The organism is Parabacteroides sp. PM6-13 (assembly GCF_029892605.1).
Taxonomy (GTDB): Bacteria; Bacteroidota; Bacteroidia; order Bacteroidales; family Tannerellaceae; genus QVMG01.
Genome location: NZ_JARXWF010000004.1, coordinates 82,536 through 108,823, shown reverse-complemented (window position 1 = coordinate 108,823; position 26,288 = coordinate 82,536). Strand labels below are relative to the sequence as shown.

At 46.1% G+C, this 26,288-nt stretch carries 20 protein-coding genes; 6 read left to right on the top strand and 14 right to left on the bottom strand.

Annotation, left to right across the window (positions count from 1 at the left end; translation table 11 throughout):
- Positions 1-154 precede the first annotated feature (154 nt).
- The 7 genes from M2134_RS05410 to M2134_RS05380 all read right to left on the bottom strand — a co-directional run bounded on the left by M2134_RS05410 (position 155) and on the right by M2134_RS05380 (position 9,705).
- On the bottom strand, positions 155-439 hold the full coding sequence (locus M2134_RS05410; protein WP_280750943.1) for a hypothetical protein: 285 nt from the start codon (positions 437-439) through the stop codon (positions 155-157).
- A 452-nt stretch (positions 440-891) separates the two neighbouring features.
- Positions 892-1,191: a type II toxin-antitoxin system RelE/ParE family toxin gene (locus M2134_RS05405; protein WP_280750942.1), complete on the bottom strand. Its 300-nt coding sequence runs from the start codon at positions 1,189-1,191 to the stop codon at positions 892-894.
- Entirely contained in the window at positions 1,188-1,436 is a 249-nt protein-coding gene (locus tag M2134_RS05400; protein ID WP_280750941.1) for a hypothetical protein, read from the bottom strand. Before M2134_RS05400 ends, M2134_RS05405 begins: the two co-directional genes overlap by 4 nt.
- A gap of 425 nt (positions 1,437-1,861) precedes the next feature.
- On the bottom strand, positions 1,862-2,065 hold the full coding sequence (locus M2134_RS05395; RefSeq protein WP_280750940.1) for a hypothetical protein: 204 nt from the start codon (positions 2,063-2,065) through the stop codon (positions 1,862-1,864).
- A gap of 469 nt (positions 2,066-2,534) precedes the next feature.
- The gene (locus tag M2134_RS05390; protein WP_280752527.1) at positions 2,535-2,918 is read right to left on the bottom strand and encodes a GxxExxY protein; all 384 of its coding nucleotides are present in this window, start codon (positions 2,916-2,918) and stop codon (positions 2,535-2,537) included.
- A 1,687-nt stretch (positions 2,919-4,605) separates the two neighbouring features.
- Positions 4,606-5,799, bottom strand: a complete 1,194-nt coding sequence (locus tag M2134_RS05385) for an MraY family glycosyltransferase (protein WP_280750160.1) — start codon at positions 5,797-5,799, stop codon at positions 4,606-4,608.
- Positions 5,800-7,821: 2,022 nt separating this feature from the next.
- A complete protein-coding gene (locus M2134_RS05380; protein WP_280751508.1) occupies positions 7,822-9,705 on the bottom strand; it encodes a glycoside hydrolase family 97 protein in 1,884 nt (627 codons plus the stop codon).
- Positions 9,706-9,839: 134 nt separating this feature from the next.
- Between M2134_RS05380 and M2134_RS05375 the strand changes: the two genes are divergently transcribed.
- Positions 9,840-10,286, top strand: coding sequence for a YhcH/YjgK/YiaL family protein (locus M2134_RS05375; RefSeq protein WP_280751417.1), 447 nt, complete (start codon positions 9,840-9,842; stop codon positions 10,284-10,286).
- Between the two features lie 28 nt (positions 10,287-10,314).
- Here the strand turns inward: M2134_RS05375 and M2134_RS05370 are convergent, their stop codons facing one another.
- The 7 genes from M2134_RS05370 to M2134_RS05340 form a co-directional block, all read right to left on the bottom strand.
- The gene (locus tag M2134_RS05370) at positions 10,315-10,653 is read right to left on the bottom strand and encodes an STAS domain-containing protein (protein ID WP_280751418.1); all 339 of its coding nucleotides are present in this window, start codon (positions 10,651-10,653) and stop codon (positions 10,315-10,317) included.
- Between the two features lie 13 nt (positions 10,654-10,666).
- Positions 10,667-12,598 carry a SpoIIE family protein phosphatase gene (locus M2134_RS05365; RefSeq protein ID WP_280751419.1) on the bottom strand — a complete coding sequence of 644 codons (1,932 nt, stop codon included), beginning with the start codon at positions 12,596-12,598 and terminating at the stop codon, positions 10,667-10,669.
- 95 nt (positions 12,599-12,693) lie between these two features.
- Positions 12,694-14,172, bottom strand: a complete 1,479-nt coding sequence (locus M2134_RS05360; protein ID WP_280751420.1) for a GNAT family N-acetyltransferase — start codon at positions 14,170-14,172, stop codon at positions 12,694-12,696.
- Positions 14,169-16,628, bottom strand: coding sequence for an acyl-CoA reductase (locus tag M2134_RS05355; RefSeq protein ID WP_280751421.1), 2,460 nt, complete (start codon positions 16,626-16,628; stop codon positions 14,169-14,171). Before M2134_RS05355 ends, M2134_RS05360 begins: the two co-directional genes overlap by 4 nt.
- Positions 16,629-16,635: 7 nt before the next feature.
- Positions 16,636-17,763, bottom strand: coding sequence for a hypothetical protein (locus M2134_RS05350; RefSeq protein WP_280751422.1), 1,128 nt, complete (start codon positions 17,761-17,763; stop codon positions 16,636-16,638).
- 14 nt (positions 17,764-17,777) lie between these two features.
- On the bottom strand, positions 17,778-19,046 hold the full coding sequence (locus tag M2134_RS05345; RefSeq protein ID WP_280751423.1) for a hypothetical protein: 1,269 nt from the start codon (positions 19,044-19,046) through the stop codon (positions 17,778-17,780).
- A gap of 224 nt (positions 19,047-19,270) precedes the next feature.
- Positions 19,271-19,687 (bottom strand): organic hydroperoxide resistance protein, encoded by a 417-nt coding sequence (locus M2134_RS05340; protein ID WP_280751424.1) that lies wholly within the window; start codon positions 19,685-19,687, stop codon positions 19,271-19,273.
- 153 nt (positions 19,688-19,840) lie between these two features.
- Here M2134_RS05340 and ruvB point away from each other — a divergent pair, with 153 nt between their 5' ends.
- From ruvB to M2134_RS05315, 5 genes are all read left to right on the top strand, one after another.
- A complete protein-coding gene (ruvB, locus tag M2134_RS05335; protein ID WP_280751425.1) occupies positions 19,841-20,866 on the top strand; it encodes a Holliday junction branch migration DNA helicase RuvB in 1,026 nt (341 codons plus the stop codon).
- Between the two features lie 3 nt (positions 20,867-20,869).
- Positions 20,870-22,372, top strand: a complete 1,503-nt coding sequence (locus M2134_RS05330) for an oligosaccharide flippase family protein (protein ID WP_280751426.1) — start codon at positions 20,870-20,872, stop codon at positions 22,370-22,372.
- Between the two features lie 53 nt (positions 22,373-22,425).
- Positions 22,426-24,561, top strand: coding sequence for a S46 family peptidase (locus M2134_RS05325; RefSeq protein WP_348525027.1), 2,136 nt, complete (start codon positions 22,426-22,428; stop codon positions 24,559-24,561).
- A 135-nt stretch (positions 24,562-24,696) separates the two neighbouring features.
- On the top strand, positions 24,697-25,407 hold the full coding sequence (locus M2134_RS05320; RefSeq protein ID WP_280751428.1) for an RNA polymerase subunit sigma-70: 711 nt from the start codon (positions 24,697-24,699) through the stop codon (positions 25,405-25,407).
- 47 nt (positions 25,408-25,454) lie between these two features.
- Positions 25,455-26,183 (top strand): DUF3307 domain-containing protein, encoded by a 729-nt coding sequence (locus M2134_RS05315; protein ID WP_280751429.1) that lies wholly within the window; start codon positions 25,455-25,457, stop codon positions 26,181-26,183.
- Positions 26,184-26,288: the final 105 nt, after the last annotated feature.

The window sequence follows — 26,288 nt, the reverse complement described above, 5'->3', positions numbered from 1 at the left end:
TTCACTACTTCTCTTACTTGGTGCGACTTGGTGAACCTTGGTGGTTAGATTTTTTTACCACGAAGGGGCGCGAAGGCGCACGAAGGGGTTATTTATTATTTAAAGCTTCGAATACTTTCTTGTATGGTGGATTTCACCGTGTTCCAATCTGCTTTTAGAAGTACCAGTGTCGATTCTTCGACTGTAACTGTTCGTAACATCTAAATTGTGTTTGGGGCACTTGGGTTATTGTAGCAATGAAAGCTAAAGATTTACGTTCTAAACTCCTTATCCCTAAAGCGATCTCTTTTAGCCGCTCTATGCCGTAATAATCGCGGATAAAAAGCCAGTCTTCCATAAGGCCATAGTCTAACACCCGTCCGACAATAAATGCCGCGTGTTTGTCCATATCTATATCGGCAGGATCTACATCCCAAAACAGATTCGCAGAAAAAGCCATAATTATATTAGTTGAAGTTGTAAAGATACTATTTTAATGGATAATTGATAAACTGTGGGGGTGTTTCTTTCCTTAGTGCGACTTGGTGAACCTTGGTGGTTAGTTTTTTACCACGAAGGGGCGCGAAGGCGCACGAAGGGGTTAGATTCCCTTTAGGCATATTCTATGATCAGCTTGGGGTCTATCTGGAAGACGTTATATCTTTATACTTTGTTTTCATTTCTTTACTTGGTGCGACTTGGTGAACCTTGGTGGTTAGATTTTTTACCACAAAGGGCGCGAAGGCGCACGAAGGGGTGTTTTTTTCTTTACCGTCGGTTAAACCGACGGCAAGAGATAGGGCGATGCCCGTTCATTTCATTCACTACTTCTCTTCCTTGGTGCGACTTGGTGTTACTTGGTGGTTAGTTTTTTTACCACAAAGGGGCGCGAAGGCGCACGAAGGGGGTGTTTTACGCCAAGTCCCGGGGGTTGGCACGACAGCACCAAATACGGGTTATAACAATATTATTACCATCTACAAAATAGACCACCTTGAAGATACCATCTTTTATAATTAAAGATCGAAATATGTATTCTCTCCCTTTCAAGTAAGGCTCAACAGCTGCCATATAAGGATGAGTACGTAATATTTCTATTTCATCCAGGATTAAATTATAAATTCTTGTAGCAATATGCACCCCCTTCGGGAAATAGAATTCATATATGTTATCCAGGTCTTCCCTTGCTGTATCATACCAAATAATATTCATAAGGTATGCCTTTTTCGCATCTCTTCCTGAGTCGTGAAATGGCTGTCATATCCCTCGTTGTAGGCTTGCATGGCTTCATCGGCAGAAGACTGGATTTCTTCTACTGAATACATACAAGGGTATTTGGGGCGAGTCAGCTTCTTTACCATTTGTGATACCTCATTCAACACCTCTTCACTATCTATATCGTTCAAGATGAGTTGCACTAACTCGGCCTTTTTTGCTTTCAATTCCAGTAAAGTCATAGTAGTCTGTTTTATTCAAAGATAGTAAAATTCTTTTAGAACCACAGAGTTTTTGTTTGTTTCTTTCCTTGGTTGTCCGTCGGTTGAAACCGATGGTAAGGAATAGGGCGATGCCCGTTCATTTCATTCACTACTTCTCTTACTTAGTGCGACTTGGTGAACCTTGGTGGTTAGATTTTTTACCACGAAGGGCGCGAAGGCGCACGAAGGGGTTAGATTCCCTTTAGGCATACTCTATGATCAGCTTGGGGTCTATCTGGAAGACGTTATATCTTTATACTTTGTGTTAATTTCTTTACTTGGTGCGACTTGGTGAACCTTGGTGGTTAGTTTTTTTACCACGAAGGGGCGCGAAGGCGCACGAAGGGGTGTTTTTTTCTTTACCGTCGGTTAAACCGACGGCAAGAGATAGGGCGATTGCTATTTTATATACTAATGTTATACTTTTCTAACCACACTTGTTTGTGCTGTACTACCGCATCCTGAATGTCTTGAAATAGTTTTTTGTGAACTAATTGGTTTTTATTCTTTGCCACTTTTGCTACTTCAGTCATCAACTGAGCAAGATGTTCATCGGTAGGTTCTTCCATACCTGTTAAGCGATAAGATTTCATTTGCTTCTTTGTCATAATCACCTCCCTCTCGTTTTATTCAAAGATAGTGAAATTCTTTTAGAACCACAGAGTTTTTGTTTGTTTCTTTCCTTGGTGCGACTTGGTGAACCTTGGTGGTTAGTTTTTTTTACCACGAAGGGCGCGAAGGCGCACGAAGGGGTTATATTATTTTAAAAAACCGATTAAATAATTCGTTTAATACTTGAGGGTCTCTGCGTTGTAGGCTCATTTAGTTTTTGTTTGTTTCTTTCCTTAGTGCGACTTGGTGAACCTTGGTGGTTAGTTTTTTTTACCACGAAGGGGCGCGAAGGCGCACGAAGGGGTTATATTATTTTAAAAAACCGATTAAATAATTCGTTTAATACTTGAGGGTCTCTGCGTTGTAGGCTCATTTAGTTTTTGTTTGTTTCTTTCCTTAGTGCGACTTGGTGAACCTTGGTGGTTAGATTTTTTTACCACGAAGGGGCGCGAAGGCGCACGAAGGTTATAATACTATTCTTTTGATGCCTTCTTTTAGATGCCTTACGTTAAAGTTAAACAAAAAACCTAATGTTATCTCAGACAACTTCATGTAGTTTATTGTTTGTGCAAAATGGATATCGGTAAATGCTTTTACAGCTTTGTTCTCTATAATCAACTGATCTCTTTCTACCAGGATATCAACCCTGTAACCGCAATCGATTAATTCTCCTTTATAGACTAAAGGCATTTCTTTCTCTTCTTCAACAAACAAACCGGCTTTTCGTAGTTCGTATGCAAGGCACTTTTGATAAGCATTTTCTAATAATCCTGGTCCTAATTCTGTGTGAACCTCAAAGGCACAATTTAGTACTATTGTTGCGATTCGTTCCTGTTCTGTTGTTACCATAGTCTTGTTTTGATTGTTTACTCACAAAGATAATGGTTTTTGAACAACGAAGTAACGCGAAGGTTTATATTGTTTGTTTCTTTCCTTAGTGCGACTTGGTGAACCTTGGGGTTAGTTTTTTTACCACGAAGGGACGCGAAGGCGCACGAAGGTTTATTCTGCTATTACTTGGTGCGACTTGGTGTACTTGGTGGTTAGTTTTTTACCACGAAGGGGCGCGAAGGTGCACGAAGGTTTATTCTGCTATTACTTAGTGCGACTTGGTGAACCTTGGGGTTAGTTTTTTACCACGAAGGGACGCGAAGGCGCACGAAGGTTTATTCTGCTATTACTTGGCGCGACTAGGTGTACTTGGTGGTTAGTTTTTTACCACGAAGGGACGCGAAGGCGCACGAAGGGTTATTCTGCTATTACTTAGTGCGACTTGGTGAACCTTGGTGGTTAGTTTTTTTACCACAAAGGGGCGCGAAGGTGCACGAAGGTTTATTCTGCTATTACTTAGTGCGACTTGGTGAACCTTGGGGTTAGTTTTTTACCACGAAGGGACGCGAAGGCGCACGAAGGTTTATTCTGCTATTACTTGGCGCGACTAGGTGTACTTGGTGGTTAGTTTTTTACCACGAAGGGACGCGAAGGCGCACGAAGGGTTATTCTGCTATTACTTAGTGCGACTTGGTGAACCTTGGTGGTTAGTTTTTTTACCACAAAGGGGCGCGAAGGCGCACGAAGGTTTATTCTGCTATTACTTGGTGCGACTTGGTGTACTTGGTGGTTAGTTTTTTACCACGAAGGGACGCGAAGGTGCACGAAGGTTTATTCTGCTATTACTTGGTGCGACTTGGTGAACCTTGGTGGTTAGTTTTTTACCACGAAGTAGCGCGAAGGCGCACGAAGGTTTATTCTGCTATTACTTAGTGCGACTTGGTGTTACTTGGTGGTTAGTTTTTTACCACGAAGGGGCGCGAAGGCGCACGAAGGTTTATTCTGCTATTACTTGGTGCGACTTGGTGTACTTGGTGGTTAGTTTTTTACCACGAAGGGACGCGAAGGTGCACGAAGGTTTATTCTGCTATTACTTGGTGCGACTTGGTGAACCTTGGTGGTTAGTTTTTTACCACGAAGTAGCGCGAAGGCGCACGAAGGTTTATTCTGCTATTACTTGGTGCGACTTGGTGTGTACTTGGTGGTTAGTTTTTTTACCACAAAGGGGCGCGAAGGCGCACGAAGGTTTATTCTGCTATTACTTAGTGCGACTTGGTGAACCTTGGTGGTTAGTTTTTTACCACGAAGGGACGCGAAGGTGCACGAAGGTTTATTCTGCTATTACTTGGTGCGACTTGGTGTGTACTTGGTGGTTAGTTTTTTTACCACGAAGGGGCGCGAAGGTGCACGAAGGGTTATTCTGCTATTACTTAGTGCGACTTGGTGAACCTTGGTGGTTAGATTTTTTACCACGAAGGGGCGCGAAGGTGCACGAAGGGTTATTCTGCTATTACTTGGTGCGACTTGGTGAACCTTGGTGGTTAGTTTTTTTACCACGAAGGGGCGCGAAGGCGCACGAAGGTTTATTCTGCTATTACTTGGTGCGACTTGGTGAACCTTGGTGGTTAGTTTTTTTACCACGAAGGGGCGCGAAGGCGCACGAAGGGGACTAATTAATAATTAATCATTAATAATTAATAATTACTCACGCTCTCTTCTCCTTCCGGTGTATGTCCACTTGGGATTTGGGGGTGGGAGGCGTCACCTCTTGGGTGGCGACGGCGGGCTGAGCCTGTGATGCTGCCTGTGCCTTATGACCTTTCATCAGCCAGATGTTTAAGGCGATCCATGAGAGGAGGTTGGCCAAAAAAATGAGGTTGATATCGAAGCCTTTGGAGAGGCAGAAGATATTGAAGATACCGTATAGGTAGGTGATCAGGATGATGGTGCCTGCCGTTTGTCGCGTGCTGAAGCCTTTTGCCAATAACACATGGTGGATATGGTTTCTGTCGGGCAGGAAAGGGCTCTGGTGGTGAGCGATACGCACGATCATCACACGCACCACATCGAACATCGGGATAAACAGGGTGGAGAAGGCGACCATATAAAGAGGTACTCTCGATAGGTGGGGCGCCACGATGGAGATATTGGTGGAGAGGCTCAGGCAGAGGTAGGCCAATAGATAACCTAAGGTCAGGCTACCGGTGTCGCCCATAAAGAGCTTCTTGCGTTGCTCTGCCTTACCATACAGATTATAATAGATAAAGGGGAGCAATACGCCGATGGTGGTCACGCTGATCAGGGCATAGCCCCACATCTGGCTCACGACAAACAGGGTGCTCAGGATAATCAGGGAAACGACACTGATGCCGGCGGCGAGTCCGTCGACCCCGTCAATAAAATTCATGGCATTGATAATCAGCACCACCAACAAGATGGTAAAAGGAATACCCAGCCAGGGGGCTATCTCATAGATGCCAAAGAGTCCGTTCAGGTTTTTCAGCCAGAGCCCGGAGAGGGGCAGGAAGGAGGCGACGAGGAATTGCACGTAGAACTTCGTACGATAACGCAGGCCTACCAGGTCGTCGCGCACGCCGATCAGATATAATAATAATGATCCACAAACAAAAAAAGCTATTTGTGACATCACCTTTCGAAAACCAATGGATAAATCAAAACCGGATAATAAATAAATGCCGATACATAAAAGACAGGCAAATAATACAACCGGTAAAAAAGAGAGTCCCCCTAAACGAGGAATATTCCCCGCGTGAACTTTCCGTTCGTCTGCCTCGTCATAGAGTCTTTTTTTATGACTGACCTTTAAGATTCCCGGCAGAAAAGCTGAAGTCAAAACGACTGATAAACAAAACGTTATCAACACAAATAACCATTCCATACTAACCAGATTTATACATCCATGTCCCGTCAGTCCCATACCGGGAAGACCCCCTCAAGTCAAATCTGACGACAAAATTACTTTAATAATCAACGTGTAAAAGATAAAACGGTAAAATAATAATCTATTTCACGGTAAATCTAATCATCCCAAAAAAATAGTAGAAGCATTATTTTATTTTGCCCCCTCAGCGAAATAACAAACCAGGGTGTGGAATTGTTCAAGGGGTGTTCAAAAAAAAATGGGATTTTTTTTTGGAGAAAGGAGAAAGGAGAAGGGGAGAAAGATAATGTCGGTAGGAGTTAAATCCCGCAGGGATTTCCTATTCGTAACCCTCGGTAAGAGAGCGAAGCGAACGACCGGGGGTATTCCGCTAATAATAACTAACGAACCCGGAATGGGTTCAACCCACTTCGGGGTTGCTTGTAGAGTAGGTCTTGTCTATCTGCCTACCTACCACGGGTTTGCTTCGCTACACCCGCGGTTACGAATAGGAAATCCCTGCGGGATTTATATGAAAATCTTCCCATCCCCTCCGATCCCCCCCAGCAGCCTGAGGCAACTGGCTACAGAGCTCCCTTCTCCTTTCTCCCTTCTCCCTTCCAATCCCAGCAGCCTGAGGCAACTGGCTACAGAGCGGGGCAATCTACGATTGCTATAAGAATTGCTCTGCGCTCCGCTAAGCGAACGTTGTTTAATCATTAACCATTAACAATTGCCCCCCCCTTTCTCCTTTCTCCCCCTTCTCCTTCACTAATCACTAACCACTAATCACTCCCTTTCTCCTTTCTCCTTTTCTCCTTTCTCCTTTTTTTTCGAAATGTTAAAAAATAATTTTTAAGCAAAAAGGCCTTTTTTGTAATAAATCCATACGTTAAAAAGTGTTACTCGCGGGACTAATTTAAAATAGCCCTACGTTTTTGCGCGAAAAATCGGGCGGAAGTTTTAAATCGTAAGTTGGGGGTTTTCGGCGAAGTGGGCTAAATTAACATAATTTAAGGTGTTTGGCGGGGTGAAAAAAGGAGGTATCGGCGGGGGTGGGGTGGGGGGAGAGGTTGACCCAAAAATGTATTGATAAATACTCAACACAAAGGCACGGAAAAAAGTGGAATACAGAGGGCACAGAGAAGCGCTATTGGCGCCTTCTCCCTCTGTGAACTCCATCTTTCAACTAATTCTTAGTGCCACTTGCAGGCATTGATCGATTGGGCGCAAGAGCATATCGATACCATTATGCAACATAGAGGGGGTAGAGAAGTTAGGAGAAGTTAGAGAAGTCAGAGAAGTTAAAGGTAAGCAATCATAGATTGCCCCGCTCTGTAGCCAGTTGCCTCAGGCTGCTGGGATTCAAATGAGAGGGGATGTGAAGGTTTTAGAAAGCCCGAAAGGGCTTCAACTTGGATAACCCCGTGCAAACCGTAGGTACAGCTCGGGGTTGAAGTAAGGTCTATATAATGAGCTCCGTAGGAGGTCAACTGTTGAGCCCCTACGGAGCTCGTTTTTTATTATACTCTCGTCCCCCGAGCTGCGCCTTAACGGCTTGCACGGGGTTATCCAAGTATAAGTCCTTCCGGACTTCAGTATATTCCAACCTTACAAAATTGGAAGATTTTCTTTATATGGCTGAAGGTTACAGTGGCCTGGAAGGCCGAGTCCCAACGGGTAAGCAGGCTGAAGGCCTGCGCCACCCTGGGTATCACGACAATACAAGAAATTGAGTTCTGAAGGAACGATAGATAATATGATGGGATATATGGCGATAGCGCCTGTAAATAGTGGATTTCTTCTTTCGTTCTTACAGAACTCATTTTTATGTATCCATGGAATCCCAGGGTGGCGCAGACCTCTGGCCTGCTTACCCGTGGGCTAAGTCTTCGTCCCGCTGGGACTCGGCCCTTCAGGCCCTCTGTGGCCTTCAGCCATGAATATATATTTCCACCTTACTTAATCTAAAGCCCCCCCTTTCTCCTTTCTCCTTTCTCCTTTCTCCTTTCTCCTTTCTCCTTCAACACTCCCTTTCCCCTACCGTATGACTGCCACAAATCCACCACGGGGGAGACAGTCGACAGCTATACTTTCTTTGTTGGTGATTTGCGTGGGAGCCTCTATGCGAAAGCTTCTTTCCTCCTGTCCGTCTTTGATCAGGGTGATTGTTTTAGGGGAATCTGTCAGGAAGTGGGTGGCAAAAGTCAGTGTTCTGCGTTCGTTTGTACCGTTGAGGCCACCGATATACCATACTTCCCCTTTGCGACGGGCTATGACAACCTCTTCACCCGGATAGCCGGCCAACAATTTCGTCTCATCCCAGGCAGTGGGTAGTCCCGACAGGAATCTCTTCACCTCATCGGGCAGGGCGGAGTAGCTCTCCGGACGGTCGGGCATATGCTGCAAGGCCGATTCGAACACAACCGGAAGCGCCAACTCGTGTCCGTGTGAGGTGATGTGCGGATGTTGCGAGTCAGAGAAGGTGCCGGGTGTATAGTCCATCGAACCGATCACGTTACGGGTGAACGGTAGGGTCGCGTTGTGTGCAGCCGCCCGCTCGGTTAATATCGGTAGGTTGTTATACCATTCGGCGCCATACACCGCCTCCACAGTCATCAGGTGCGGATAGGTTCGTTGCCAGCCACGGGGAATGGTGGCACCGTGGAAATTGATCATCAATTGATATTTGGAGGCATCCTCCAGCAGATCGATATAATAGTCCATCATCTTTGCGCCATCGATGGCAAAGAAATCGATCTTGATGCCTGAAACGCCCATTTCGTGAAGTTGCGCGTATTCTTTTTCCCGGTTCTCCTTATTGTTCAGGCGATCCAACGGCCCGGGAGCACCCGGCCCAATCCAGCTCGTTCCCGAGTTATACCACAACAGCGGTTTAACCCCTTTCTCCCGGGCATATTGCAGGGCATCCTGTATGGTTCCGCCGTTGGTCATCACATCCCATTCCCAGTCGATCAGGTTGTAAGGCCAGCCCATATCGGCTGCCAGGTCGATATATTCTTTCACCAATTGGAAATCTCGCGAGCCATGGTTATGCCCCCAGTAGATCCAGGCGGCAGCACCCGGCAGAATCCAACTGGTGTCGGCCACTTTGTTGGGATCCGACACATCGGTCACCAGGGTGGATTCGATAATATCGGCCAGCGTTCCGACGATCAGGACGCGCCAGGGAGAGGTGTAGTTCTTGTTGAAAGCGATCTTCTCATCCGGGCTGCACACCTGGTATTGGTCGGAGTGATCGCCATTGTATAAGCGAGAAGCGCTGTTGCCCTTCCGAATACCTGCTTCGGTGATCAATACAAAAAGAGAATCCTGCGGTTCAACCAACGCCGGGTAACCCCAAAGTGGCGAAGGACGTCTCCCTTTCGACTCCCCGTTGGTGGCCAAGGGGAAAAAGCCTTCGTAATCGATGGCATATTGTTGCATCCATCGGTTGGTTCCTTCGGGAATGGGATAGGTGGTGAGCTCCTTTGTCAGGTAGTCGCCTTCGGGGTTAGTCGTTTCTACCACATACCGGAAAGCCACTCCGTCGTTATACACCCGGAAAACTATCTCGATTGTTTGTTGCTGTTCGTTCTCAAAGCGGAAGGTACGTTCTGTGCCCTGATTGGTGCAATGGCTTTTCTTTCCGGTTATCATACGATAGTCCTCGTTGATCGGCAGAGCATCGGAGACGGCCATCAGCTTGAGGTGATCGAACTTATATTGTTCGGTTTCCACGCCTAACACCACATCGGAAAGGAGGCGTTTCGTTTGGCTTCCTGCCAGGTAGTCAATATAAAAAAGGGCTTTACCGTAACCGCTCTCCTGGGTATCTTCTACTTGCACAGTCAGGGCAATTTTCCCATTGGGCGATACAATCTTCCCCGGATCAGACGTGCAGGATGACAGAAAAAGAAACATCAAGGGTATGATGCAACAATAGATAGGTTTCATGTGGGAGTCTTTAGATGGTTTATACTCTTTGTTACTGCAAAAATAGAGCAATTAGTTATTATTTTGTAGTTTTATGCGGAAAATCATTAAAGAGAAAGAATATGATACATGATTCATTACAAAACACAGCGTGGGTAGAGGCTTTACACCCGTTGTTTAAGAAGGCTTTTGATTATATTCATTCCACAGACCTGAACAGTCTGTCGGATGGACGTTATGAACTAGAAGGCGCGGATATGTGGATGAATATCAACACCATCGAAGCGAAGACCACAGAGACGGCAGCGATGGAGACGCATGATAAATATATCGATATACAAATGCCGCTTTCGGGTGTGGAAACGATTGGTTGGAAGGCAGGTAGCGATTTGCAGGACACGACCAAGTCCTATAATGAGGAAAAGGACATCACCTTCTTTGGCGACAAGCCCACCTCGTACACGACGATCCATCCGGGTGAGTTCGCGATCTATTTCCCGGAAGACGGACACGCGCCGGGCATCGGCGAGGGCACGATCCGCAAGGTGGTGGTGAAGGTGAAGCTATAAGGAGAAAAGAAAAGATCAGATAGCCGCCCTATCGTTCGACTGAACGGTGGGGCGGTTTCGTTTTTGAGGATTCGAACGTAAACAGGGCGGAGAATCCGGTCATGTCGAATACCTCCCTGATCTCCGGTTTTAAGTCGCGGATGGTCAGTTGACCCTCACTGGCTATGACTGCTTTCTGAAGCAGGAGGAATTGGCGGAGTCCCGAGCTGCTGATGTATTCAAACGCGCTGCAGTCGAGTAGGATATTCGCTTGCGGGGTGGCTAATGGGAGTATTTGTTTTTCGAAATCATGTGAGCTAAGTGTATCCAGACGCCCTTCGATGCTGACGTGAGTGATTCCTGCTTCTTCGTTGATTTTAATTTTCATCGTAAAGTCTCCTTTATTTAATATAGTGGATTGCTAAAATTGTTAAGTCATCGCTTTGTTCCGCTCCGTTCACATGCCGGTTGACCGATTCCACGATGGTGTGAATAAGCTCTCTGGGCGATTGCGAAGCGGCGTTTTCCAATTCCTGTATCAGCCGTGTCTCGTGATATAAGGCCTGTTCCCGGTTCTCCGCCTCTGTCAGTCCGTCGGTGTAGAGGAACAGGGTGGATCCTTTCTCTATGGTCATCGTTTCGAATTGGTAAGGGAAACCGTCGAACAAACCTACCGCCATATTGGGTTTTACCTTCATAAAAGAGACCTTACCTTCGGGCGTGATCAATACAGGCGGATTATGCCCAGCATTGCAATAAGAGAGTGTGCCGGTTGAAAGATTCAGTATGCCGATAAACAGGGTAACAAACATATTCGCATCGTTTGTTTCGGCTATGGAGTTGTTCATCGACAAGACAATCTGAGCGGGATCGTCATAGTGCGTGGCCACCGAACGAAACAGGCTACGAGTTACCGCCATAAACAAAGAGGCAGGCACTCCTTTGTCGGATACATCTCCGATGGCGAAGTATAATCGATCGTTGTCGATGAAAAAGTCATACAGGTCACCTCCTACCTCTTTGGCAGGGCGCAACAGGGCAAACAGATCCAGATCGTTTCTGTCGGGGAAAGGCGGAAATATCTTGGGAATCATGCCCATCTGTATCTCACGGGCAATGTGCAGTTCGCTTTCGATACGTTCTTTTTTCGAGGTGGTCTCTTTCAATTCACGGGTGTAGTTGACCAGCTCTTGCTGCATAAAAGAGAATGAATTCTTCAACTCCATCATTTCATCTTTCGACTTGATATGTGGCAACTCGGCGTGGAAATTTCCCCGGGCAATCTCTCTGGCCGAATGGGAGAAGTCTGAGAGCGGTTTGCTTAGTTTATGCACGATACCCCGGCACAGGACATATAGGAACAGTAATCCGATAAGAAAGAAAAGGAGGGTGATGATTCTTGTTTTACGAAGCTCCCAGAAGATCTCCTTCTTATGGGTCACCATGCCCAGCGACCAACCATTGGAAGGAAGCGCTGTGTAATAGATATACGACTTGATATAATCGTCGACGGAGGTGTTTTCCAGTTCGGCCATGCCCGACTCTCCATTGGTCATACGTGTTCCCGCCTCCTTCAGAGCATCGATTCCAAACCTTTCCGCCACGCTGAATATCGATTCGTGCATGATGTATTCTTTGCGGGGATGGATGATATAGGTGCCGTTATGGGCAAGCAAGACCGAGTAGCTCGATGGATAGGGTTTCACTTCGTTGACCAGATCGGTTAGCCAGTCGAGCGAGACATCCGCCGTTAACACGCCGATAAAGGCGCCTTCCCGGTCGTAGAGCGGGGTGGAAAAGGTGGTCATCAACATCTGTCCTCCGCCTTCGTCGTAGTATGGATCTGTCCAATATGGACTGTTCAGCCGTTTAGGCGCCGCATACCATTCCATGGAGAAGTAATCATACTGCTCTGTTCCCAACTGAATGGTCTCGATTTCTTCTCCCTGACGACTGGAAAAGGGGGAGAAGTAATATCCCTTCTCCTCAAAATAATGGGGCTCGAAAGCCACCGCGCAGCCAAAGATATAGGGGTTGCTCTCGAGGATATCGCGTGTCAGACTGAACAGTGAGTCCGCCTCGATGCCCCGGTCGATGATCGCCCATTGGAAGTTATTATGTACTGTTTTGATGGAGGTAAATACATTCTCAATCTTATATTGCGTGATGGCCAGCAGGTTTTTGGCTTTGCCATGCGCCGAGTCGCGAATCGTACGACCGGTAAAGACCGAAAAGAATAAAAAAGAGATCAGAAAGATCGTTATCGTGCTCAATAAGACATAGAAACTAAGCTTGGCGGAAAACGAATACTGTATCTTTTTTATCCACTTCATGTCTGATTTGTTGATTTCAATCGTTAGAAAGCAAATATAAGATTAAATCACGTACTCTCCTTTTATCTTCGGAATAAATACAAATACCCAATATACTATTTTGTGCCATTTTCGTTTATTTCTTTATATCTCTCTTCAATAAAGTCGAGCATCCAGCTGTCTTTCTCCGGATCGGCCAACAGGGTCTCTTCTCGTATCCATGCCACATCGGTGGTATGTTGCATGATCAACAAATCACCTTTCTCTGTGCCCGGAAGTATGCCGGTGAATATGAAATTGGACTTCTCAGCCTCCTCAATGGCATATTCCAGGTGCGGATCGTTCATATAGAGATAGAGACACCAGGTTTTTGTCTTCTTAAATTCGGAGAGCTTTAACATACGACTTAAGAACGGGCTTAAATCGGCGCCTATCTGTTTCACAAAGACAATACCCAACTCAAACGTATCGTTGCGTTGAAGAGCTATGTCACATGCCGCAGGAAGGTCGCTCATCGCTGTCAATACTTCGTATGCAACATGGATGCGCTCGTAAATGCGTTTTATTTTATCGGCATGACGTGAAGGCAGGTATATCAGGCTTTTTCGATCGGTTATACTCTTATAGTATAGGATAAAAGTTTGCCGTTCAGACCTCTGCTTATCAAATTTTTTGAAATTTACGCTATTAGGGATATAATTGATCAAGGCTCCACAAGGCTTCAACCCGGCATTCAACGACACGCGCTGACTGGCTAAATGAATTGTCACACATTCGGTAAAGACGCCATTCCGACCGGAGCGAGCTATTTCATCCCGAAGAGCCAGAGCAAGTGATTCGGCAAGATGAAGTCCCCGGAATACCGGAGAGACCACTAACGAGCCCATTTCCATAATTCCTTTGGTTGCTTCCTCTTCTTTTCCGATGACAACTCCTGCCACTTCATTGTCTGAAGCAACCGCTGTCATAATGATCGTATCATCCCGCATAGCCTCTTCGCACAGATACCTGGGGTCGTACAACGCAAATTTCAGGTAAGAATAGCCATAAGCCGTGTACAGACAACGAGCTACATTCAAGGCTTCTTTTTCTTCAAACAGATGAACACGAATGTCTTCCGGTGTGTAATGAACAGCCGGTTTTGTTTCGTGTTTATATTCGGTGACCTGTGGGTTATTGATATGCTTTATCAGAATGGTTTCTTTCCCCTCAACGCCCAGATATCTGTATTCCAACTTATCGACCATCCGGGAAATGATATAGGTGCCCAATCCTTTTTGGTTGACGGCATCGTCTACACTATGGATCTGTGTCGGGTCGAACTGTTGCGCGTTTTCCCAGATAAAAGGAATGCCTAACTCGCGTATTTTGATTTCAATATACGACGAGGTATCTGTGATAAATACATCAAAAAAGTATTCTTCGTTGTTATCGAACGCATATTGAACGACGTTGGAAAGGACCTCTTCCAGCGCCAGTTGAAATTGTTTGTTTTCTTTCTCCGAAAGTCCTCTTTCCCTGCATAAAGCTTCGACAAAACTCAACGCCGGAGAAATGCACAAAAGATTGTTGGTAAGTTCTAATCTTAATTTCATTTTAACGTTCTCTTATCAATGATGTGTTTTAACTTGCCGCTATGACCGATATACTCCATATCAGCCTCTTTCATTTTTGACAACTCAACATCTAAATAACCGTAATCCAAGGCCTCTTCGAATGCGCTATCCTGTTCGCGCAAGGCAGCGATAAGCTCTTCTCTGGAGAAATGAACCAATCCGGTACGGAAAATAAGTCTCTCCACTTCACCGTCTTCTATGAATAATTGTAGTTGAGTGGGTTCGAGGTAGTTGTTTATAATTCCCGACAGTTTCATATAATTCAGGAAGCAACCTCCGACCCGGAAAATGTCTCCATACCTTCCTTGCAGCTCAAAACGCGGATTTTTCCGTCCACATGGACAATCATCTTCGATCCATCGCCCCAGGTCGCCGATCTCATAACGGCTCACGTCATGTCCTTCTCTGAATTTAGGCGAAAGTATGATACGTCCCGTTTCTCCTTTTTCTACCGGCTCATCGCTATCCATCCGAAGAATTTCCATATCCATGATGCCGGTGGCTAAATGATGGATTCCTCCTTCGCAGTATTCACAGGTATAACCGATCGGTCCCACATCGTTGGAGCCATAGCTGACAGACGAGATGATTTCCACACCAAATGTTTTTTTCAGCATCTCTTTGTCAGCCGGAGTCATGAACTCTCCGCCGTAATAGAGTTTCTTCACTCCGCCGTATTGTTGAAGTGCTGCCTTATGTTCCCGGAATAATTTTAATAGATACGAGGGCATTCCTACCAATGTGTTAATGCCTAGTTCAACGATATAATCGACGACCTCTTTTGTGTCGGATACTTCCGACATCGGATAATGTTTCGCATTCGCCAGTTCCAGGATGCATCCGAAACTGATAAATCCGCCATACAAATGTCCTACACTGAAGAGATTCATTACTTTATCTGTTTTCGGTTGCAGACCGATGGCAATCAGTGCTTCCGCAATACACCGCATCTCAAAATGATAATCGCGGTAAGAGTAAGGCGACAAAATTGTTTTCCCGCTCGAGCCACCGCTTTTCACATACAGTTTGCCGCTTTCTTCCCGAACCGGCAAAGCCATGAAAGCCTCTTTATCCATGATCGGCGTTTGGGTGGTAACCGGTTCGTATGGTTTTAGCTGATCGAAAGAGGCGATTTTTTCCAACTGTGACGAAATAACCGAAACACGCTTACAATAACAAGAAAGCGCAGAAACGCCATCGTGAGGTTCGCCGGGGTAGGAGGCGAATACACTGCCACATTCCACGATCCGGGTTGCTCCACAAACAGTAAACAGTTCTGATAACTCATATAATTCGTCCAACCCACAACCCAGCGAGACTGTTTGCAGAAACCGGCTCATCGGCAGGAAATAGCTGACCATCTCCTCTCGTTTCATCGGCTTCAACCAAATCGTGCGGAAAAGCGGAGAAGGGGTCAGCCCGGGAGAACGATTGATGTAGATCCGGAACGTCTGGTCGTCGGCTTCTATCAGTTCGCCTTCGTCCATACAACTTCCCAGTGTCACCATCAGGTTGGAAGAGGTGATTTGTGCCTGTTCGGCGCTCCCCATCGGCATCAGTGGTATTTGTGGGGAGACTGTCTCCAGGGCTTTCTTCAGCCGTTCGGCTACCGCCGGCAGCTCTTCATACGCACCTTCATAATATAAGCATTGCGGACTGGAACAAGCCTGCTGGTTTCCATCGCATATATCACGGGCAATGCCCAACAGGTTTTCATCGGTCAACCCTTTTGGGGTGAGGTAGCCAAAGCTAAGATGATGCCCCCAGGCAATAACCGGCGTTTGTGTCATCGAGCGAACACTTTCTATCGCTTCCGTTCCGCCCCAGGCCACAATAGAAGAGGCAAAATCGAACAAACGCTTCAAGGTCTCTTTTTCCGACGACGAAATATCCAGGGCATAGATATAATCTTTCAATGTGCCGGTGGCATCCGATTGGATCAGGCGATAAAGCAAGAGGGCTGAAAAACCATTCTCTTTGCTGCTCAACTTAACGATGTTGATGTTGCCTGTCATCAGCCCTTCCAGCACACTCAGTGCGCCTAACCCGGGCGCATTGCCCGCAGCAACGTGACAAAGCACGCCCAGCGGTTTGTAACATTCCAATATGTTTTCTTCCATATTAAAACGACGGAATACAAAAGGATCGATTCGCCCCAATTCATGACAAATTTTCTCCGTCATATATGACTTGCTGAAGGCCGTAGCCAATCCGCAGACTGTCGCTTTGGCCTCCTCTGCCTCCATGCCGGAGCGGATCAAGATCGCTTCCAATTCCGCATCGCCTTTTGCCAATCGGGAAGATAGAATTTCTCCGGCATTCAGTAATGCCTGTGTTGCAAGAGGTTTTCCTATCGTTTGAAGTATCGATTGTTCGATTTGTTCAATCTGATAAGAGTCCTGTATTTCGCCATTCAATAGATGTATCTTTTCCATAATCAACTTATTTTTTCAAAAATTCCGATGCGGCAATGGCACAACTCTTGTTCTTAGATGTTCCTGCGCGGCCCAGGATTTCAAAGTAAGGCGTTTCTAATCCGCAACCGCATTGCTCGGCAGGATAGAGAACCGCTTTGTCACCCATAACAATACTATGGGCTGGCGCTGACGAAATATAAGGAGAAACAAACTGAAGAAAACCCGGTTCGCCCATCGGCAAGACCTCAAGCGTTTTCATATCGCGAATAAACACACGCGACCAGGTCGGCACATGAAAATGATGGTGTTTACATTCCAGGTAAGGGATGGAATGTTCGACCGAACCAAACCCGTCGCAAAAACGATGATTGGGGATACCCAATATCTCCTCGCCTAATTGATATAATGCTAATTTCGATATTTGTTTACCGGCATATCCTTTCCAGCCACCTCCGAAAATGGTGCAAGAGTCAGGATGCAACTTCACCGGAGGCATCTTCAGATCACGCATCTGCTCTAATGTGAAATAAAAGAACGAGGGAAATCCCAGAATCCGGACAGGCAAACCTTGTGCGGCAAAGCGTTGAAAAGCGCGAATGATGCCAAACACATCAAATTCGTATCCTCCGCGACCGTTTTGTTTCAGGGCATATTCCACTTCGTTGACTTTCGTATATTTCAGCAGTCGCTTATCGGTGTTCGCTGTCCCTAAGGTTGAATCTTTCGGGATTTCATACGAATATAAGATGTAATTACAGACCTGTTCCGGTGCAACAAACCCCAGGTATTCCATCTCAAAATCAACCATCTGAATACCTAATCCGAGTGAGCGGGCATCAAAAAACATCTGGCTCATCTGACCGGTGGTGCCCGAAGAGGTAAAATGCTCCGCTACCATTTCATCCGGGATGCTTTTCACTACGTGCGTTTTGAAAAAGTCAGCATACAAAAAGGGTATATTCGCACAATCGTCGACTGTCATGAGCGAATCGATATCGAACTGTTTCTTCTCCAACAAACGGGCGTAGAAGGCATTGTTTTGTTGATGAAAACGAGTAATCTCCTTCATCCCTTCCACAAAAAGCCGGTTCATTTCCGGAGAATGATTATAGGCATCCGAACTATTACATAAAAAATCTGCGTGTTCTAACATGGCTGTTTCTCTTTTTAGCGTTTGATCCTATTATCGATGATACGTTTTATCTTACCGGTGCGTTCATTGTATTGCAAATCTTCAATCGTTCCGAAAATAAATTCCGGGGCATGAATATGTCCGGCTTCCATTTCTTCAACAAACGAATGACGTTCTTCGAATAAAATGCGCAGGTAGTCGGAACTATAGCGACAGGCATGCTCCGGATCATCGGTGGCAATGCGGAGGGTAAGCTTGTCTTTTCCATTAATATGACTAACTATCAATTGATAATTCAAGACATTTACTTCTTTCACTTGCGCCAGAATGCCCCGTATATCATCGTAATAAATCGAGATCGGTCCAATACGAGCCCCCTCTTCCGAACGCCCCAGGAGTTTGAACTTTCGGTTGAAGGTTCCTTCCGGTTCCAGCCATACTCCTCTATCTCCCAACGGATAGCGGATCATGGGTTGCAATAGGCGATACAGGGAGGTAACGACCAATTTGCCCTCGCGGTTGGCTTCGCGGATGACTTCGCCGGTATCTTCGTCGATAATTTCCAGAATAATGGCATGATCAAACGAACGGTGCTCGTTGAATCCGCAAGAGTCATCACAAAAGCCGCCCAATCCGCCATCCACCAAGGCATAGCAATAGGAACGTATTTGAACTCCCGGACTGATTGATGCGACAAATTCCCGCTGATCGGGGAAGAAGGTTTCTCCGCCAAAATAAATTTTATCGACAAACGAAAGGTCGATACTGTGTTCCTTGGCATATTGATAGATGGACATGAATGTGGTTGGCACACCGGCCAATACATTGATACGAAACTGAAGTATATAATGCACCATGTCCGCTATGGGTGTCGATCCCATAATCGGGTATTCCGTCACCTCTATCGGACAATCCAGCATATTGCTGTGAGAAAACAAAAAGCTTCCATACAATTGGCCGCCATAGAAAAGATTAGCTATTTTATCCCCTGTCTTGATACCATTATACATCAAAGCAAGTCCGCTTAACCGACTAAGAGTACCCCATTCCTCTTTTGTGTAGATGGAAAACTTGGGTGCGCTCGTCGTGCCGCCGCTTTTAAATGCGACACCACCCTGCATGACGCCGGTCAATAGGGTGTTGCTCTCGTCCGATGTGTTGGCATCCCAGAACAATGTCTGATCCAAAATCGGTAGTTCCGCTACGGAGGAGATATGCTCCGGTAGATTTTTGTATAACTCGCTGTAGAATGGTGAATGCTTTCGCGCATAGCTTATGACATAATCTTCATTGTAGAGTTTCATAAGGGTATTATTTTTGATTCGTTATTATAATGGATAAAACAAATGAAATCGGAATTTGTTCGCTCTTTTCATGTTGTTTTTAAGCCGCTGGGAGCAACCGCGTCTCAATCAATTAGGAGAACTTCCTCGCTCCCCCAAAAAGAAAACAGGCTGCGATCAAACGATCCGCAGCCTGTCCCATTAGGTTATGCAAAACAAGGCATCACTGCCTGATTAAAAAACCTTTATTCTGTTACTGTCTGTAATTCTACCTCTATGTTTCCTCGTGTGGCGCGTGAATAGGGGCAAAAAGCATGAGCTGCTTCGGCCAGTTCTTTCGCCTGTTCAGGGGATATACCGGTTGTTTTCACCACAATGACGGCGGATAGCTTAAATCCGTCGCTTACTTCGTTTAACGTCACCTTCAACGTCACTTCCGGGCGGATGCGCACCCCTCTATCAAGGGCCATCTTCATGTAGGCGCCTGAATAACAAGCGGAATAACCGGCGGCAAACAATTGCTCGGGATTGGTGTAATCGCCACCCGGACCTCCCATTTCCTTGGGGGGACGCAAATCAAGATTAATCACTCCATCTGACGATGTTACTCTTCCGGCTCTGCCACCTGTGTTGGTAGCTACGGCTGTATACAATGCTTTCATAATTCAATTTTTAATTGTTTATATATAGAAAACAAGACTGGAAGCGGAATTGTTTTAGCGGCGTAAACCCGTAGGACTCTTAAATTCATAATTCATAATTCATAATTAACAAACATATTATTACCTTTGTCGCTAAAACAGGAAGACACACACATGGAAGACGAATTCGATATACGCGAGGGTAGGATACCTGAAAATGAACGGGAATTTGAAAACGCCCTGCGCCCTTTGTCTTTCCATGACTTCAGTGGACAGGCCAAGGTAGTTGAGAACCTGAAGATCTTTGTGATGGCGGCGCGCATGCGTCGGGAAGCTTTGGATCATGTCTTGCTTCACGGTCCTCCCGGACTGGGGAAGACCACCCTTTCCAATATTATTGCCAACGAACTGGGGGTAGGCTTTAAGGTCACCTCCGGACCGGTATTGGATAAGCCGGGCGACCTGGCCGGCGTATTGACCTCCCTGGAAAAGAATGATGTACTCTTTATCGATGAGATCCACCGACTCAGTCCGGTCGTGGAGGAATATCTCTATTCGGCGATGGAGGACTACCGTATTGATATCATGATCGACAAGGGACCGAGTGCCCGTTCGATCCAAATCGATCTGTCTCCTTTTACATTGGTGGGGGCTACGACACGCAGTGGTCTTTTGACCAGTCCGCTCCGTGCCCGCTTCGGGATCAATATGCACCTGGAGTATTACGATGTGGAGACGCTGACGAAGATCGTACAACGTAGCGCTGATATTCTGCAGGTGCGATGCGAAGCCAATGCGGCTCTCGAGATTGCTTCGCGCAGCCGCGGCACGCCGCGTATTGCCAATGCCTTATTGCGCCGCGTGCGCGACTTTGCCCAGGTGAAAGGCAATGGCGATATCGACAAAGCCATAGCCTGCTATTCCCTCGAAGCGCTCAATATCGACCGCTATGGCTTAGACCAGATAGACAACCGCTTATTGACCACCATTATCGATAAATTCAACGGAGGGCCGGTTGGCCTGACCACGATCGCGACGGCTTTGGGCGAAGATCCCGGCACATTGGAGGAGGTCTATGAGCCTTTCCTGATCAAAGAGGGATTTATCAAACGTACGCCGCGCGGCCGCGAAGTGACGGAATTGGCCTATACCCACCTGGGGCGCAAGCGGGCCTCTTCCCAAGGATTCTTATTCGACTAAGCAATGGCCGGAGGAATGAAAAGTCTGGCCAAAGACACGGCCATCTATGGAGTAAGCAGTATCTTGGGAAAGATGCTCAACTGGCTATTGGTGCCGATGTATGTGCGGGTATTCGATGGAACGGGCGAGTTCGGGATCTACTCCAATGCCTTTGCCTGGGTGGCTATCTTACTGGTTATTCTTACCTATGGCATGGAGACGGGCTTCTTCCGCTTCATCAATAAAAAAGAGGAGAAAGAGCCGATGCGGGTGTATGCCACCACCTTGTTCAGCCTGGCGATTACCTCTGCTCTTTTCGTTGTGATTACCTATATCTTCATAGACCCGATCAGTCGCCTATTGCAATACGAAGCCTATCCCGATTACCTGAAGATGTTGTTTCTGATTGTCGGGTTGGATGCTTTCTGTTCGATTCCTTTTGCTTTTCTGCGCTATCAGAGTCGGCCGGTACGCTTTATGGCAATCCGCCTGACAAATATCGGGCTCAACATCGGGCTTAACCTGTTTTTCTTTCTTCTTTGCCCGGTTATCTGGAAGAGTATGCCGGAGGCGATCAGTTGGTTCTACCGCCCCGATTATGGCGTAGGTTATGCCTTTGTGGCCAATGTGATTACTTCTGTCGTTACCCTGTTATTGCTTATCCCCTCCATGCGTCCGGCATTCAAAAGCAAACCCAGTTTTCCTTTGTTGCGGCAGATGTTGCGTTACTCGTTCCCGATCCTGATCCTGGGTATTGCCGGGGTATTCAATCAGACGGCGGATAAGATCGTTTTCCGCTTTCTGTTCGATGATACACAATATGCCGACGAACAACTGGGTATCTACAGCGCCTGTTTCAAGATCGCGGTGATTATGGTCATGTTTATACAGGCATTCCGTTATGCCTACGAGCCTTTTATATTTGCTAAAAACAAAGAGAAAGGCAACCTGCGGGTCTACAGCGAAGCCATGAAATACTTTATCATCTTCGGGGTTTTTATCTTCCTGGGGGTGATGTATTACCTGGATATTGTCAAACTATTGTTCCTGACCCCCGACTATTATCCCGGATTGAAGGTCGTACCCATTGTGATGGCGGGCGAGTTTTTCTTTGGGATCTATTTCAACCTCTCGCTCTGGTATAAACTGACCGACCAGACCCATTGGGGCGCCTGGTTCTCGTTGGCGGGATGCGTCGCTACGGTATTGATCATTGTCGGGTTTGCTCCTGCCTACGGTTTTATGGCTTGTGCCTGGGCTTCGTTCTGTTGCAATCTGTTGATGATGCTGATCTCTTACTTCGTCGGGCAGAAGAAATACCCGATTGCGTACGATCTGCGTTCGGCAGCGTTATATATAGGGATCGGGATTCTATTGTTCGCGGCAGGTATGGCTATCCAATGCGAATCGATCTGGCTTCGGTTGGGGCTGCGGACGCTCTTGTTATTTGTCTATATAGGCATCGCTGTTCGCCGGGATATCGCCTTGCGCGATATGCCTTTTATCGGAAAATACTTTAAACGCTAAACAAAAAATAAATGTCAAATCAATCAATTAAAAAGGGAAATAAAATGAAAGTTATGAAGAGATTAGGAGTGATCCTGTTATTGGCTGTCATGACGTTAGGCAAGGCCTATGCGGATGAAGGCATGTGGGTTCTGAAAGAATTGAACAAAGTGAATCTGGCACGTATGGCGGAACTGGGCTTTACGCTTCCGTATGAGGAGCTGTATAACGAAACAGACCCGTCGTTGAGCAATGCAGTTGTTATCTTTGGTGGTGGCTGTACCGGTATTACGGTTTCCGAACAGGGGCTGTTGTTCACCAATCATCATTGCGGTTACGGTTCTATCCAGCAGCTGAGTAGCGTGGAACACGATTACCTGAAAGACGGTTTTGTTTCTCAACGTCTGGAAGATGAGTTGCCGGTTCCCGGACTGAGTGTGCTTTATCTGAAAGAGATCGTCGACGTGAGCGATCGCGTCATAGGCCAGATTGAAAGCGCGGATACCGAATTCAGACGCCTGAATATGGCTGATTCCATCGGACGCGTTATCTGCGACGAGGTAGGTCGGAACCAATTCCTTTCGGCCGATGTGGTTCCTTTCTATGCCAATAATAAGTATTTCTTAGTGGTATACGAAGTTTTCCGCGACGTGCGCATGGTGTTTGCACCGCCCAGCTCGGTAGGAAAATTCGGTGGCGACACCGATAACTGGATGTGGCCACGCCATACCGGCGACTTCTCTGTGTTCCGTGTGTACGCAAATGGCAACAACGAAGCGGCAGAATATGACCCGGCCAACAAGCCTTACCGTCCGAGATATGTGGCAGAAGTATCTATGCAGGGTTATCAGGAGCATGATTATGCCATGACAATCGGTTTCCCGGGAAGCACCAGCCGCTATCTCTCGTCCTGGGGTGTGAAGCAACGGATGGAAGACTCGAACGAGCCTCGTATCAAAGTGCGCGAAGTAAAACAGGGCATCTGGAAAGAAGCGATGTTGGCCAGTGATGCTGTTCGCATTAAATATGCCTCTAAGTTTGCCGGAAGCTCTAACTATTGGAAGAACTCTATCGGCATGAACCGTCAGTTGAAGAACCTGAACGTGATTGAACGCAAGCAGGAAGAAGAGGCTGCTTTCGCTAAATGGGTAGCTGCCGATGCCGGCCGTCAGGCGAAATATGGTGAAGTGCTCGACCTGTTGAAGAATGGGTATACCGGAACCGACGACTATACACGCAATGCCACCTTCCTGTCGGAAGCTTATATGAGCGGTGTTGAGATCGTTCGCTTGGCACGTATGGTTCAGAGCTTCGACGTGAAAGGCTCTACTGCCGAAGAGGTGGAGATTTTTATGGAAGACCGTATCCTGCCTTTCTTCAAGGACTACGAACCGACAATGGATCAGGATGTATTGGCTGCCATGATGCAGGTGGTGAAAGAGAATGTGGAACCGCAGTATCTGCCTGATATTTTCCCGAAAGTAGATAAGAAATACAAAGGGGATTACAAGAAATATGCCGCCGATGTGTTCAAGAAAACCAAATTGCTTTCGCCCGATTATATCAGAACCTTGGTGAGCGATCCGAAGGAATATAAGAAACTGCAGAAAGACCCGGCGGCCGAATTAAGCCTCTCTTCTCTGATGAGTATCTTTGAATTGCAACAGATGATGGGACAAAACTACTACGATATGGAGAAGGGCGAACGCCTTTATTTTGCCGGATTAAAAGAGATGTATCCCGAAAAGGCGCTCTCTTCGGATGCCAACTTCACCATGCGCTTGAGCTATGGCTCCATCCTGGGCTATCGTCCGTACGATGCTGCCTGGTATGATTACTATTCTACCCAGCGTGGTATCCTGGAAAAGGAGGATCCGACCAGCGATGAGTTCTGGGTACAACCGGAGATTCTCGACCTGATTCGTGGCGGCGACTACGGTGCGTATGCCAATGAAAATGGCGATCTGCCTCTTTGCTTCCTTTCAAATAATGACATTACCGGCGGTAACTCCGGCAGCCCCGTATTCGACAAGAACGGCCGCGTGATCGGTTTGGCCTTCGATGGCAACTGGGAAGCCATGAGTGGCGATATTGCCTTCGAACCCGACCTGCAACGCTGCATCGCCGTAGACATCCGCTACGTGCTCTATATGATCGACAAATGGGGCAAATGCTCCCGCCTGATTGAAGAGCTGACGCTGGCGAAGTAAGCGTTTTCAAGACAGGGGGTGCACCCTACGTCCACATAAGCCCATTAGCTTATAAATTGTTTATATAAGCTAATGGGCTTATAATTTGTATATATAAGCTTGAGAGCTTATATTTGTATAAAAAAGGGAATCACTATGAAAAGGGCAACCATATCAGCAGACATAATAGCTTCGTCGTCTCTATCAGCAAGAGAATTAGAACTACTAACTCAACATATACACAGTATTTTTGAGGAAATACAGCATTATCAGAAGGAGAATAACAAAGGAGATATAAGGATGCGCCTGGTTGCCGGCGATCTTATAGAGTGCCTTTTATTTAACCCCAATGATGCGTTACGGGTAGCCTTAATACTTAAGAGCGGTATAAAGTCGTTCCCGACAGAGGAAGTGTTAAATTATGATTTGCAAACGGATAAATATCGGAAACTGTTTGAAACATACGGCGTGCGTGTTGCTATCGGTATGGGGAATATGGATATCGAACTTGCTGATAAGAATATTTTGAAGGGTGAAGCAATTACTATTTCCGGACGATACATCTCTGAACAAAAGACATCGAATAAAGAAAGAGTAACCATAAAGAATACACTCTTCTTTGGTTCTAACAACGACTATCAAAACAACATATTCCAACCCGTATTATCACTCCTTGATACGATTTTTTCTAAAATGACACGCAAACAGAGTGAGATTATATTATGGAAACTGTTGGGATATTCTGAACAGGCGATAGCGAATAAGTTTGAAGTGTCTCAATCTTCTGTCAACCAGCACTCAAAAAATGCAGGATGGACTTCGATTGAAGAGGCTCTTGTTTTGTTTTCGACATTTGATTTCCGGTAGAGAAAAAAGGAGTTATATTTGTATTTCAACCCCAAAACCCGCGTACAATGGAAAAAATCTTATTAGCCCAACTTATTGCTCATATTATAGCTGACTTTTTTGCTCAACCCGAATGGTTTTGTCGTAAGAAGCAGCTCAATTATTTCGCTTCATGGCATGCTTATGTCCATGTTTTAATTGTTTTTACTCTCTCTTTCGGAATGACCTTTTCCGGAAGCTTTATCTGGTATGCTGTTGTTATCAGCGTAAGTCATTTTTTTATTGACGGACTGAAGTACATCATTCAGCGGCGATTTGAAAGTCTGAATAATTATTATCTATTCGTGGCAGATCAAGTGCTACATTTATTAGTTATAATCGGTGTGGTTTTTCTTTTTTGGACAATAAACCCATCAATACCTGCTTATTTGGAGTTGGTGACGATGAGGCAGCTATCCTTGTTGGCAGGAGTGCTTTTGTGTATGAAACCCGCCAACGTATTGATAAGAACCTGTCTCTCATCATTAGGATTTTACGACCCGGAGAAAGGAGGCAATGATCTCGAAAGAGCCGGACGATGGATAGGAACCTTAGAACGCCTAATCACGATGGTTTTAATTATCTTGCAACAATACACCGCAATCGGGTTTATTATTGCTGCAAAATCGATCCTGAGGTATAACGATAGTAAAACAGGCAAAACCGAATATGTATTGATCGGTACATTATTAAGTTTTGGAATTGCCCTGTTCCTTGGTATCATTATTAAAGAAGGTTTCTTTTGGATTCCCGCCTGATTGAAGAGCTGACACTGGCGAAGTAATACGTCTTTAAGGTTCTTAGAGTCTTTAAAGTCCCTAAAAATAAAAAAGTCCCTAAAGTCATCAAAGACTGTAGGGACT

What these genes read in the sequence shown, in the direction of transcription:
- M2134_RS05320 (WP_280751428.1), top strand. Translation starts at nt 24,697, where the DNA reads ATGAAAAGGGCAACCATATCAGCAGACATAATAGCTTCGTCGTCTCTA.
- M2134_RS05390 (WP_280752527.1), bottom strand. Translation starts at nt 2,918, where the DNA reads ATGGTAACAACAGAACAGGAACGAATCGCAACAATAGTACTAAATTGT.
- M2134_RS05375 (WP_280751417.1), top strand. Translation starts at nt 9,840, where the DNA reads ATGATACATGATTCATTACAAAACACAGCGTGGGTAGAGGCTTTACAC.
- M2134_RS05395 (WP_280750940.1), bottom strand. Translation starts at nt 2,065, where the DNA reads ATGACAAAGAAGCAAATGAAATCTTATCGCTTAACAGGTATGGAAGAA.
- M2134_RS05330 (WP_280751426.1), top strand. Translation starts at nt 20,870, where the DNA reads ATGGCCGGAGGAATGAAAAGTCTGGCCAAAGACACGGCCATCTATGGA.
- M2134_RS05365 (WP_280751419.1), bottom strand. Translation starts at nt 12,598, where the DNA reads ATGAAGTGGATAAAAAAGATACAGTATTCGTTTTCCGCCAAGCTTAGT.
- M2134_RS05405 (WP_280750942.1), bottom strand. Translation starts at nt 1,191, where the DNA reads ATGAATATTATTTGGTATGATACAGCAAGGGAAGACCTGGATAACATA.
- M2134_RS05380 (WP_280751508.1), bottom strand. Translation starts at nt 9,705, where the DNA reads ATGTTTCTTTTTCTGTCATCCTGCACGTCTGATCCGGGGAAGATTGTA.
- M2134_RS05325 (WP_348525027.1), top strand. Translation starts at nt 22,426, where the DNA reads ATGAAGAGATTAGGAGTGATCCTGTTATTGGCTGTCATGACGTTAGGC.
- M2134_RS05360 (WP_280751420.1), bottom strand. Translation starts at nt 14,172, where the DNA reads ATGAAATTAAGATTAGAACTTACCAACAATCTTTTGTGCATTTCTCCG.
- M2134_RS05315 (WP_280751429.1), top strand. Translation starts at nt 25,455, where the DNA reads ATGGAAAAAATCTTATTAGCCCAACTTATTGCTCATATTATAGCTGAC.
- M2134_RS05385 (WP_280750160.1), bottom strand. Translation starts at nt 5,799, where the DNA reads ATGGAATGGTTATTTGTGTTGATAACGTTTTGTTTATCAGTCGTTTTG.
- M2134_RS05355 (WP_280751421.1), bottom strand. Translation starts at nt 16,628, where the DNA reads ATGGAAAAGATACATCTATTGAATGGCGAAATACAGGACTCTTATCAG.
- M2134_RS05400 (WP_280750941.1), bottom strand. Translation starts at nt 1,436, where the DNA reads ATGACTTTACTGGAATTGAAAGCAAAAAAGGCCGAGTTAGTGCAACTC.
- M2134_RS05350 (WP_280751422.1), bottom strand. Translation starts at nt 17,763, where the DNA reads ATGTTAGAACACGCAGATTTTTTATGTAATAGTTCGGATGCCTATAAT.
- M2134_RS05345 (WP_280751423.1), bottom strand. Translation starts at nt 19,046, where the DNA reads ATGAAACTCTACAATGAAGATTATGTCATAAGCTATGCGCGAAAGCAT.
- M2134_RS05340 (WP_280751424.1), bottom strand. Translation starts at nt 19,687, where the DNA reads ATGAAAGCATTGTATACAGCCGTAGCTACCAACACAGGTGGCAGAGCC.
- ruvB (WP_280751425.1), top strand. Translation starts at nt 19,841, where the DNA reads ATGGAAGACGAATTCGATATACGCGAGGGTAGGATACCTGAAAATGAA.
- M2134_RS05410 (WP_280750943.1), bottom strand. Translation starts at nt 439, where the DNA reads ATGGCTTTTTCTGCGAATCTGTTTTGGGATGTAGATCCTGCCGATATA.
- M2134_RS05370 (WP_280751418.1), bottom strand. Translation starts at nt 10,653, where the DNA reads ATGAAAATTAAAATCAACGAAGAAGCAGGAATCACTCACGTCAGCATC.